The sequence below is a fragment of the Chamaesiphon sp. OTE_20_metabat_361 genome (assembly GCF_031364565.1).
In genome coordinates this window covers 1-11,389 of sequence record NZ_JANLWO010000360.1, presented here as the reverse complement: position 1 = coordinate 11,389, position 11,389 = coordinate 1, and the positions used below count along the sequence as shown (strand labels likewise).

General features: G+C 45.9%; 9 protein-coding genes and 2 pseudogenes. 8 read left to right on the top strand and 3 right to left on the bottom strand.

What is annotated here, in order from left to right; genetic code table 11:
- Nucleotides 1-268 precede the first annotated feature (268 nt).
- The 3 genes from RMO35_RS10495 to RMO35_RS10485 form a co-directional block, all read right to left on the bottom strand.
- Nucleotides 269-1,141, bottom strand: a complete 873-nt coding sequence (locus tag RMO35_RS10495; RefSeq protein WP_309741003.1) for a hypothetical protein — start codon at nt 1,139-1,141, stop codon at nt 269-271.
- A 39-nt stretch (nt 1,142-1,180) separates the two neighbouring features.
- Nucleotides 1,181-1,789 (bottom strand): flavin prenyltransferase UbiX, encoded by a 609-nt coding sequence (locus RMO35_RS10490; protein ID WP_309741002.1) that lies wholly within the window; start codon nt 1,787-1,789, stop codon nt 1,181-1,183.
- Nucleotides 1,790-2,157: 368 nt separating this feature from the next.
- The gene (locus tag RMO35_RS10485; protein ID WP_309741000.1) at nt 2,158-4,554 is read right to left on the bottom strand and encodes a ribonuclease R; all 2,397 of its coding nucleotides are present in this window, start codon (nt 4,552-4,554) and stop codon (nt 2,158-2,160) included.
- Between the two features lie 963 nt (nt 4,555-5,517).
- Here RMO35_RS10485 and RMO35_RS10480 point away from each other — a divergent pair.
- The 8 genes and pseudogenes from RMO35_RS10480 to RMO35_RS10445 form a co-directional block, all read left to right on the top strand.
- Nucleotides 5,518-6,894, top strand: a complete 1,377-nt coding sequence (locus RMO35_RS10480; RefSeq protein WP_309740997.1) for a nicotinate phosphoribosyltransferase — start codon at nt 5,518-5,520, stop codon at nt 6,892-6,894.
- Between the two features lie 116 nt (nt 6,895-7,010).
- Nucleotides 7,011-7,610, top strand: a complete 600-nt coding sequence (locus tag RMO35_RS10475) for a nicotinate-nucleotide adenylyltransferase (protein WP_309740995.1) — start codon at nt 7,011-7,013, stop codon at nt 7,608-7,610.
- Entirely contained in the window at nt 7,579-8,313 is a 735-nt protein-coding gene (locus RMO35_RS10470) for an NrtR DNA-binding winged helix domain-containing protein (protein WP_309740994.1), read from the top strand. Before RMO35_RS10475 ends, RMO35_RS10470 begins: the two co-directional genes overlap by 32 nt.
- A gap of 164 nt (nt 8,314-8,477) precedes the next feature.
- Complete coding sequence (locus tag RMO35_RS10465) at nt 8,478-10,139, top strand: NAD+ synthase (RefSeq protein ID WP_396135646.1); 1,662 nt, start codon at nt 8,478-8,480, stop codon at nt 10,137-10,139.
- A 92-nt stretch (nt 10,140-10,231) separates the two neighbouring features.
- The gene (locus RMO35_RS10460; protein WP_309740992.1) at nt 10,232-10,450 is read left to right on the top strand and encodes a hypothetical protein; all 219 of its coding nucleotides are present in this window, start codon (nt 10,232-10,234) and stop codon (nt 10,448-10,450) included.
- On the top strand, nt 10,408-10,809 hold the full coding sequence (locus tag RMO35_RS10455; RefSeq protein ID WP_309740990.1) for a type II toxin-antitoxin system PemK/MazF family toxin: 402 nt from the start codon (nt 10,408-10,410) through the stop codon (nt 10,807-10,809). Before RMO35_RS10460 ends, RMO35_RS10455 begins: the two co-directional genes overlap by 43 nt.
- A 5-nt stretch (nt 10,810-10,814) precedes the next feature.
- Nucleotides 10,815-11,174 (top strand): annotated as a pseudogene (locus RMO35_RS10450) (transglutaminase family protein); the annotation flags it as partial.
- A 2-nt stretch (nt 11,175-11,176) separates the two neighbouring features.
- A pseudogene (locus RMO35_RS10445) lies at nt 11,177-11,389 on the top strand (hypothetical protein); the annotation flags it as partial.

Below are 11,389 nucleotides of genomic sequence, written 5' to 3'. Positions count from 1 at the left end.
TTCCCGTTTGGCAAGATGTGAAAGTTCTTTAACTTTTTGAAGCAGAGCTTTCCCAGTAAGTGGTGATGTAGGGATGGTTGGTTCTGCTACGGAATCGACTTTAGGCATAGTTTGAATGGTGGATATTACGGATATTTGTGGGTGGTTGTGCAGTTACTTCATGTATTAACCATGATGAAGCTGACTTCATATTAATATATTATGCACGTAATTTTAATGATAGTTCCAATTAACTTGAAAGATAATTAGAATTCGACACAGATCGCGCTCAATTTGCTTTAGCAGGAGTATCCCGACTTTCAAAATCAAATCCCCAATCTTCATCATCAAGATCGGTTGTCGGTGTGGAACGATTTGGTGATGATGTGACAGAAGATCGGGATTTGTCAGCAGCTCGATCTGTATCCTCGTACTCAAAATCGTCGGCGTCGAGATCGTCATCAAATTCGGTTTCTAGCGGCTGTTTATAAGGCGGCTGAATCAATCTAAAATCAGCGTCATATACTTCTCTGCTAGTGGCTGGTGAAGGCGATTGGTTCCGTTGTGAGCCGCGCTCTGCATAGCTTGACTGACTCGATCGATCTGGTGAATCATCGGTTTCTACTGGGTATCTATTAGCTGCGGACTGGCGATTTTGCGATCGGGGTGGCGGCGAATCTTCCCAATCTAGTTGGCGGTTTGTGACTGGTGAATCGCCCCAATCATCGCGATCGTCGCTAACGTTTGGTGATGTCGATCGCTGCGGGGTAAATCGCTGGGCAAATGTAGATCGGTAGCTCTTAAATCGACTGGGTTTGGCTGCTGCTGGTGACTGATTTGCTGGATCTTCGCCAGCAGTTTTGGCTGATGATGCGCTCGATCGAGTTGCCTGGGGTGTATAAGTAAAAACATCTTCATCCTGCGGCGATCGCGATTGTAATTGCCGGATTTGTCGTTTGAGCGAGCGGCGATCGATCGAGATTAATACTTGGATGGCAATACTAGATAATAAGCCCAACCCGATCGCGATAATCAACCAGACGCCGATTGGCAAGGCAATTGTCGGCTGATTGAGGATGATTACTGTCATTGTTGGCAGGAGATTAGATCCGACGACAATTCCCATTAAGATCGGTACTAGTAAGGCGATAATTATTTTCATATCTACAAATATTTCCCCTCTTAAAAGCTGAGCGCTTACCTATGAGTCACTTTTCCAGCGGTTCAACGGAATGCAATCGATATCGAGTCGATCCAAGGCTCTAGCGACGACAAAATCAACTAGATCGTCGATCGATTGCGGTTTGTGATACCACGCAGGGCAGGCTGGAACGATCGCCGCACCAGCTTCGGCGAGGCTAGTCAAGTTGCGGAGGTGGATCAAGCTAAAGGGCGTTTCCCGAGGCACGATCACTAGTCTGCGCCCTTCCTTTAGTTGGACATCTGCCGCCCGTTCGAGGAGATCGCCACTCAATCCGGCGGCTAATTTGCCGACTGTACTCATGCTACACGGGATAATCAACATGCCCTGAGTGCGGTAAGAACCACTAGCAATATTTGCCCCCACGTCCCCCCATCGATGACAGCGGAGTTTACCCCCTGTCGGCACACCCGCTCGTTCGCGCCAGAAGTCGGCTTGTTCTTCGGGTTCGCTGGGCAATCTAATTTGGTCTTCGGCTTGAAATACCATATAGGTAGATTTCGAGGCAACTAGTTCGATCTGATAGTCAGCCGCTAGCAAATATTTAATCGCTCGAATGGCATAAATTAAACCGGATGCGCCAGTAATACCGAGGATGAGAGGTTTCATTAAATTAATTGAGAATTGAGAATTGAGAATTGAGAATTGCGTTGAGCGTAACCTTACAGCGAGACAGCGACGCATCGAATGGGAGGTTCCCTCCCGTTCGATGCGTCAAGACAAGACAAGCAAACCCCTGTTATTTGTTAATTAGGAAGACGATATGGATGGATAGGGACGGTTGCGGCGGAAGACTCAAGCGATCTCCGCTAATACATTTTAACAATCGCTACCCAGTTCGATCGTGCGCCCAATATTTAGGTAGGGGCAACTTGGAGATCGCCCCTACCTAATTGGTAGGCTTTACATGAGCCTCAATGTCAGGATATGCAGTTTAGACAACCAGCGATCGCAGGTTAGCCGCTGTGTCAGCAGTGTTAATCATCTCCCGACTCAAAATCGGTTTCTTCTAGATCGTGGCTAACTGTAACGGCATCGAGATCGGTATCGGTATCGGTAGTAGCGGCGATTGCCTCTGCGGTTCCTGCTTCATTCGCTGCGTCGGTAGCGGCTTCCGAGAGCATACTCGTGACGGTAACTAGATCGATTTGCTGGCGATAGTAGTCTACACTCTTGACCTGGACTTCGACGCGATCGCCTAGACGGTAGGAGGTGCGATTTTTGCGTCCGACTAGACAAGCATAGCGGGGACGAAATTCATACCAGTCATCTTTGAGCGAGCTGACATGTACCAAGCCTTCGACGAGGGAGTCTTCGATTTCGACAAAGAAACCGTAGGATTGAACGCCAGTGATTAAGCCTTGGAAAATCTCTCCAGTGCGGGATTTCATCTTCTCGGCTTTTTGCAATCCAGCAAGGTCATTTTCAGCGTCTTGGGCAATTTTGGTTCGATCGTTTAAATGGGCGATCGATCCGGCAATTTGGGCTTCTAATTCTTGCTGAACTGTAGGTGTGAGGACATTCCACGTAATCTGTCCGTGACAGCTACTGCTCCCCAAGTCGAGGATTTCCTTGGCGCGTGAAGTTTTGCGATCGCGTCCATTGGCAAACACTTCATGCAAAACGCGTTGGATCAGGATATCGGGATAGCGTTGCAGGGGCGAGACAGCGTGGGTATAGCCATTCTCGATCGCTAAGCCGAAATGGGTGCCCGGTTTGGTGCTGTAGACGGTGGTTTTGAGTAGGGATTTAAACAGGTAGTTGAGTACCTGCGGTACGGGTGACTGGGCAAATTGCAGGCTCAGACGCTGCAAGTCAGCGACGCTAATTTCTGTCTCGACTTCGCCTTCAAAGCTCAATCCCAGATTGATCGCCAACTTGATCGTGTCATTGACTTCGACTAGTTCGGGCGTGTGCTGGACGGCATAGATACCCGGTACTTGAAGGGCTTGGAGATGGACGGCGATCGCATAATTTGCCATCACCATCACATCGGTAAGTAAAGATTGCGGATCGTCTAGAAAGATCGCCCCCAATCTGCCTTCATCAGCAAATGGAGCTTGCTTTTGGATCGTATCTACTTCCAAACCGCCTCTAGATCGCCGCTGCGCTCTAAAAGCGGGGGCAATCGTGTTCCAGATCGGTTTAATGATTTCGAGCGCTTGAGGGTCGATTTCACCCGGTTCGCCAGCTAAGGCGGCATTGACTCGCTCGGGATCGATCGACCAGTCTAGTTGAATCCGGCTGGGCTGAATATTAAATTCAATTAATTCACCGCCTTCGTTGAGCGAGAGAAATACCGAAATTGCCAAGCGTTCGGCACCTGGTAGAAATCCACAAGCCTGATGCACGGCATCTGGCAGTAGCGGGATGGTATTTTCCCCCAAATACACTGCCGTTCCGCGTTTGCGCGCTTCGCGATCGAGTCTGTCGTCGGCGGTGATATAACTAGCAATATCGGCGATATGGACGCCCAATCGCCACACGTCACCGTCTAAATGCTCGATCGTTAAAGCACGATCTTGAGGTTCTGACTGTTGACCGATCGCGATTGTCGGTAATCCAGTCAGATCGAGACGTTTTGCAGCGATGGGATCTTTAAATCCTTTGGTGACTTTCGCCGCCGCCGCTTCAACAGCCGGGAGGAATGTTTGGTGCAGATCGTGCTTGCAAGTTACGATGTCGATGTCTTGGGCTGACTCGGTAGTCATACCTAGAACTCTAGCAACTTTACCGATCGGTAAATCTTGCCCGATCGCATGACGGAGGACATCGACATGGACGAGATGATCGAGAATGTCATCTAAGACGATCGGCTCGTGCCCATTAGGCGGGGAACTGTTGTCACTAGGGTTGACTTCTAGCTCGAACAATAGTCGATCGTCGAGGGGAATAGCGCGGTAGTCGCCTGTTTCCAGCCGCTTGACTTTGGCGAGTACCGATGGATTAGCCCGCTCCAAAATCAGCTTGACAGCGCCTTCGGGACTCCGCCGCCTGCTGCCATCTTTGATGACTTCGATCAATACTCGATCGCCATTCCAGGCATTGCTGAGATGACTTTCTCGAATGTAGATATCATCGGCACTTTCACTATCTTGAATTGCGAAGCAAAACCCTTTACTCGAACAGCGTAGCTTGGCTTCTACAATTCGCTCTGTCAGTTCGCGGCGAAATTTTCCTTTCTCCTTTACCAAAATGCCAATCTTTTCGAGTAACTCTAGAGCGAGATCCAACTGCGCGACACTTGAAGGAGTTTCACACCCTAACTTCTTTTCTAGTATTTTTGGGGTAACTAACTTCTCAGGACTAACATGCGATAGCAACGTGGCGATCGAAAATTCCATATAGTTTAATTTACCTCCACCCAAGAACATGTTCATTTATTAAGTTTGTAATAGTGCTAAGCTACGGGATGTTATGCACGGGTGCTATGCTGACAATTTTAGCAACAGTCAGAGTATCCAAGCGCCTTTACCGATCTTGCTTGTGGACAACGGGGATTGTTTAGCCGAGCGATTGCAATTTTCACTACATCTACCAAGCAGGTTGCGGGGTAAGTCATCTATCCACCGTCGAATCCAGATTTAGGCAAACAGATATGTATTTAATAATTATTTCTAATTACTAGATTTGTCTCTAAATCTCCGTTTACACGATCGATATCGTCGAGTTGAGTAGAGCGTTTAGAATGCGGTTTTCAAGACGGTAAGCCATTCGAGTCCCATTCGATCTTGACTATTCTATTGCACCAACTCTTGAAGAGTTGGCATTTGCTGCTGTACATCACCTAGACTTTACCCAATATCCTAGTGTGCTTCGATTTGCCAGGGGCAAGGCTTCGCCAACGCGTCAACATCGATTACTCGGTTCTAGCAACCATCCTTAACAAGGGTAGTGTTTGTCCCGACTAAAAGCACTACTTCAATCGGGTCGATCGCGCAATTACTCGACCGTGGTTGAAGAAACTAGTAACTGCATCATTGACTTTAGATCGCGACAGTAGATGATGCACATCTCTATCATATTACCCCTGAATGTCACTTCTGATACCATTTTGGTAAAGAAGAATCGCAGTTCGAGATGGGATCGAAGCTACCGCTGGCGGATTCAGGGATCGGATCTCAACTTCGCGCGATCGAGCGAACTTAGCAATTTGTTGTCAATTAACTGCGCTAACCTGGGTACCAACTCATTCTGCTAATGATTTTGCAATTGTCGAGCGGACGGATTGAGGGTGCTGCTAATTAACTTTAGTGCTGAGTTAGATATTCAGCACAACAATTTCTTGACAAGTTATGGTGTTTGTCACCATAATAGGGAAAAGCTATTTTGAGTAAATGCTAAATCAAACTGTTGCTACGATCCATAAGCCTCTCTCTGGCTCGACATCACTATCATCCTTGTCAGGTGAGGATTGCAGCCTGTTAACAGACTTATATCAGCTCACGATGACAGCCTGCTATGTGGGTGAATCACTAGATCGATCGACCGCAAGTTTTGAGCTATTTGTGAGAAAACTACCAAAAGGCTTTGGTTATCTAATCGCCATGGGCTTAGCTCAAGCCTTGGAATACCTCGAACAATTTCAGTTTGACGCGACTCAAATCGATCGATTGCAAGCGACAGGGATTTTTAAAAACGCCCCCGATAGATTTTGGGAGCTACTCGCCACCGCCAGATTTACTGGTGATGTCTGGGCGGTACCCGAAGGCACAGCGATCTTTGCCAACGAACCAATCCTGCGCATTGAAGCACCCTTGTGGCAAGCCCAGATCCTTGAAACTTACCTCCTTAATACTATCAATTATCAAACCCTAATTGCCACTAGAGCCGCTCGGTTGCGGGATGTCGCAGGTGCAGATGCCACGTTACTGGAATTTGGCACGCGGCGTGCCTTTAGCCCGCAAGCGTCTCTGTGGGCGGCACGAGCGGCAATTGCGGGGGGGCTGGATACCACATCAAATGTACTAGCTGCTTTAAAGTTGGGATATCAACCCAGCGGAACGATGGCACACGCCTTAGTCATGGCAATCGACGCGATTAAAGGTAGCGAGTTAGCAGCATTTACTGCGTTTCATCGTTACTTTCCCGGCGCACCATTACTCATCGATACTTACGATCCGATTGCCGCCGCAAAAATGCTAGCGCGACAAATCGCTGCTGGCGAACTAGAATTATCGGGAATTAGGCTCGACTCTGGCGATTTAGTCAGTTTATCCCAGCAAGTCAAAGCCATCTTACCCACCGTGGATATCTTTGCCAGTGGCGATCTTGATGAGTGGGAAATCGCCAGATTGCGATCGGCAAATGCACCGATTAATGGCTTTGGATTGGGGACTAAATTAGTTACTGGTAATCCGGTAAACGGTGTCTACAAGTTAGTCGAGATCGATAACATTCCGACAATGAAGAAATCTCCTGACAAAATGACCTACCCTGGCAAAAAACAGATTTTTAGGCACCCTCAATCCGATTGCTTTACCAGTGACACTCTCGGTTTAGCAACTGAGGGTGAGGGTTTACTACAGCTAGTAATGAGCCAAGGTAATCGGCTGGTGCCAGATGACAATCTGGTAACAATTAGGCAACGTACAGATCGAAATGTAGCAAGCTTATCTGCCGATTTGCGAGATATTAATTACGATCGCAGTACACCAGTTAATATTTCGCCAGCATTAACAGCCTTAACTCAAAGCTTGGTATCTAAAAATTAAAGTAAATACCATTCGAGCGAGCGAAAGAACGATTGCAAAATCCCGATTGCTAACTCCTCATCCTGAAACCCTAAAACCTAAAGCCTAAAACCTAAAACCTAAACATACCCTCTAGAATGAAAATTGCTCTATTCGGAACTAGTGCAGATCCGCCAACGATCGCTCATCAAGAGATTATTAGGTGGTTGGCATCGCAATTCGATCTCGTCGCCGTCTGGGCGGCAGATAACCCATTTAAGGCACATGGAGCATCATTAGAGCAACGATCGCAGATGCTAGAGTTATCAATTGCTGAAATCGAGCCGCCGATAGATCGGCACGTTAAAGTTTATCGAAATTTAAGTAGTAGACGTACTTTTGAAAGCTTAGCTACAGCGCGAGAAATATGGCAAGATAGTGAATTTATTCTCACCATTGGAGCGGATTTAATCGCCCAATTACCCCAGTGGTATCGAGCGAATGAACTATTAACTCAAGTGAAATTACTAATCGTCCCTCGCACTGGGAATCAAATCGAACTAACCGATCTTCAACGTTTAACAGATCTCGGCGCACAAATCGCGATCGCCCCCTTATCGACACCAATTATATCATCGACAGCAATTAGGAACAGTCACTCCATTCACGGGATGACTCCTAGCGTCGCTAAATATATTCAGCAACACAATTTATATTCGATAATTTATGAACCATGCGATCGAGCGACACTTAAATAAACAAATTCTTGCCGACTTTAAAGTCGGAGTAGACAATGCTATCTTCTCGATCGATACCCAGCAAAATCGATTATTAATTCTATTAGTGATGCGCCATGATGAACCCTATTTAGGGCAATGGTGCTTGCCAGGGACATTAGTTAGGAAAGGTGAAACTTTAGAAACTGCTGCCGATCGGATCTTAGCCGAAAAAATCAAAGTTGATAACTTATACCTCGAACAATTATATACTTTTGGCGGCCCCGGACGCGACCCGCGCGAAGCAGCCGATAGTTATGACGTGCGGTATTTATCAGTTAGTTACTTTGCCTTAGTAAGATACGAAGCCGCCGAATTAATCGCTACTGGCGTTGGTGGCATTGCTTGGTACCCGATCGATAAATTACCCGATCTCGCCTTCGATCATCAACAGATTATCGAGTACGGACATCAACGATTGAGAAATAAATTGGAATATAGCCCAATCGCTTTTGATGTGTTGCCAGAACTCTTTACCCTCAGCGATATCTATCAACTTTACACCACCGTTCTCGGCGAAGCATTTTCTGATTATTCCAATTTTCGCAATCGGTTAATTAAATTAAAATTCTTGCAAGAAACAGGGATTAAATCCTCTCGTGGTAGCGGTCGTCCGGCAAGTTTATATCGCTTCGATCCGGTAGCATTTGCACCACTGAAGGATAAGCCTTTATTGTTTGTCTAAGCATTATAAATCTAGAACAAAGATGTTGAAAACGTATATAGCAATCTTAGATGATTAATAAAGATTCTTATTCTTCCCTCTGCACTCTCTGTCTCGATCGCGCTCAACCGTCGGGAAACCCGACGAACGCGAATCGCTGCGTCCTCTGCGGTTAAAAAAATATTATGAAAATAGCTCTAGCTCAACTCAATCCCACCATCGGCGATCTAAAAAACAATGCCCAACAGATTTTAAAAGCTGCCCAACAAGTAACCAGCCAGGGAGTAAAATTATTACTCACCCCCGAGCTTTCCTTGTGTGGCTACCCACCGCGAGACTTATTGCTCAATGCTCACTTCATTACTGAAATGGAGCAAACTCTCTACCAATTAGCAAGAGATTTATCGCCAAATTTACACGTATTAGTCGGACTCGCCACCGCCAATCCTGATGCGATCGTCACAGGTGGTAAACCATTATTTAATAGCATCGCGCTATTAGCTGCTGGAAAGGTGCAAAAGATCTTCCACAAGCGACTGTTGCCGACTTATGATGTGTTTGATGAAAATCGTTACTTTGCACCCGGTAGTGAGCCAAATTGGTTTGTTTTAGATGGGATTAAGATTGGCGTAACTGTCTGCGAAGATCTCTGGAATGATGAAGATTATTGGGGCAAACGTAGCTATTTAGCTAATCCGATCGCGGAATTAGCCGAACTAGATATCGATTTGTCAATCAATCTATCAGCATCGCCATATAGTGTAGGTAAGCAACAAGTGCGATCGGCTATTTTAAAACATGCCGCGACTAAATACGATCGAGCGGTATTGTATGTCAATCAAATTGGCGCAAATGACGATCTGATCTTCGATGGATGTAGCTTGGGATTCGATCGATCGGGCGAACTAGTCTGTCGGGGTACATCATTCGATCGAGACTTAATTATCATCGAATTTGATGAAGTAGCAAAAGATCTAAAACCAGCTAAAATTCAGCCTCAGTCGGATTGTACCGATGCTGAAATTTGGGCAGCATTAGTATTAGGAGTGCGCGACTATATCCACAAATGTGGTTTTCAAAAAGTAATTCTGGGCTTGAGCGGTGGTATCGATTCCGCCTTAGTAGCTGCAATCGCCGCTGAAGCTCTCGGAGCTGAAAACGTTTTAGGCGTATTGATGCCTTCGACTTATAGCTCATCGCACTCAGTCACCGATGCGATCGCCGTAGCTGCTAATCTAGGGATCGAAACCCAAACTATCCCGATTGGCGATCTGATGCAGGGATTCGATCGCACTTTAGAGTCACAATTTAAAGGGACAGAATTTGGACTAGCCGAAGAGAATATCCAATCGCGAATTCGCGGCACATTACTGATGTCCATGTCCAATAAATTCGGTTATTTACTCCTCTCCACTGGTAATAAATCCGAGATGGCTGTTGGCTATTGCACCCTCTATGGTGATATGAATGGCGGTTTAGCAGTCATCGCCGACGTACCCAAAATGCGAGTATTTTCGATCTGTAAATGGTTGAATCGAGAGCGAGAAATCATCCCCATTAATATCATTATCAAACCCCCCAGCGCCGAACTCAAACCCGGACAAATCGACCAAGATTCATTACCACCTTATGAAATCTTAGATGCTATTTTAGAAGCAATCGTCTGCGAACATCAATCGATCGAGCAAATAGTCGATCGTGGTTTCGATCCGCAAATAGTCACCAAAATAACCAGACTAGTCAAACTTGCCGAATTCAAACGCCGCCAAGCGCCCCCAGGCTTAAAAATAACCGATCGAGCTTTTGGTACAGGCTGGCGAATGCCGATCGCGTCAGCGTTGCGTTAGCAGGTCGCTTCTAAGTAAGCATCGTTCTTGACTGAGTACTCTTTCTGGTCTTATAATGAGTAGCATCCTGAGTAGCAGCGAACATAAAGATTGTGAAAATATCTATTTCATTGCCTAATGAACTGGTTCGATATATCGATGCGCGAGTAGCTAACCGCAGCCAATTAATTGAATCATTACTCTCGGCTTGGCAGAAAAAACAGCAACAACAAGCCATGCTATCGGCTTGCTTGGCTCTAGATGAACAAACATCGATAGAGGATGAGGAATGGCAACAATCAGCAATTACCGATTGGGAAGTCTCTGGTTAGTCAATTTTGACCCCTCCATCGGTACTGAAATTCGCAAAACTCGCCCAGCGATGATTGTTTCGGGCACACTTTTTAATCAGCGACGCAAGGTAACTGTGTTACCTATTACATTTAGCACTCCAGATAGTAGACTCTTACCTGTGGTTGTCGCACTCGAACCAGATGCCAATAATGGTTTAACTACTGATAGCTTTATTGTATGTATCGATCCGATGACTTTTGACAAGCAGCGGTTAGTGAAGCAGTTAGGAATATTGAAGATTGAAAAAATACGTCAAGTCCAGTCTATTTTATGCTCTTATCTAGAATTAGATTCTGTGGATAGCGATTTGGATGGTGTAGACGAGCTTTTCAACTAAAGTATATACAAGAATATTTACAATTAAGTGAAATCATCGATTGGCAACATCCAGAAATTTTAGCACTCGCCCATCAAATTGCCTCAAAACATCAAACTACCATAGATATCGCTAAAGCTTGTTTTGAATGGGTACGGGATGAAATTCATCACAGTTATGATTACCAGATGAACCCTGTTACCTGTCGTGCATCTGATGTCCTCAAATATAAAACAGGATATTGCTTTGCCAAAAGTCACTTACTCGCCGCCTTACTGCGTGCTAATCAAATCCCGGTTGGATTGTGTTATCAACGGTTAACTATTGACGAGCCGCCCGCAGCAAATCAGCAAGATCGAAGTGTACCATGCACATTACATGGATTGAAGTGCTTTATTATGTCATCTACAACCCTGAATTTTGGCTGCGTGACAGGCATCAACCATTTGAAGTTTATAAATTAGGCGCGGATCGTAACTACAAATTACAAATTGGCGAGCCTTACTGGATGCCAGAAGTGGGTTTAGGGATCGGTAGATGTCAGGGTGTGTTTAATGGGATCGATCGCGAGTTATTAGCTTGGTACGATCGCACGAATACT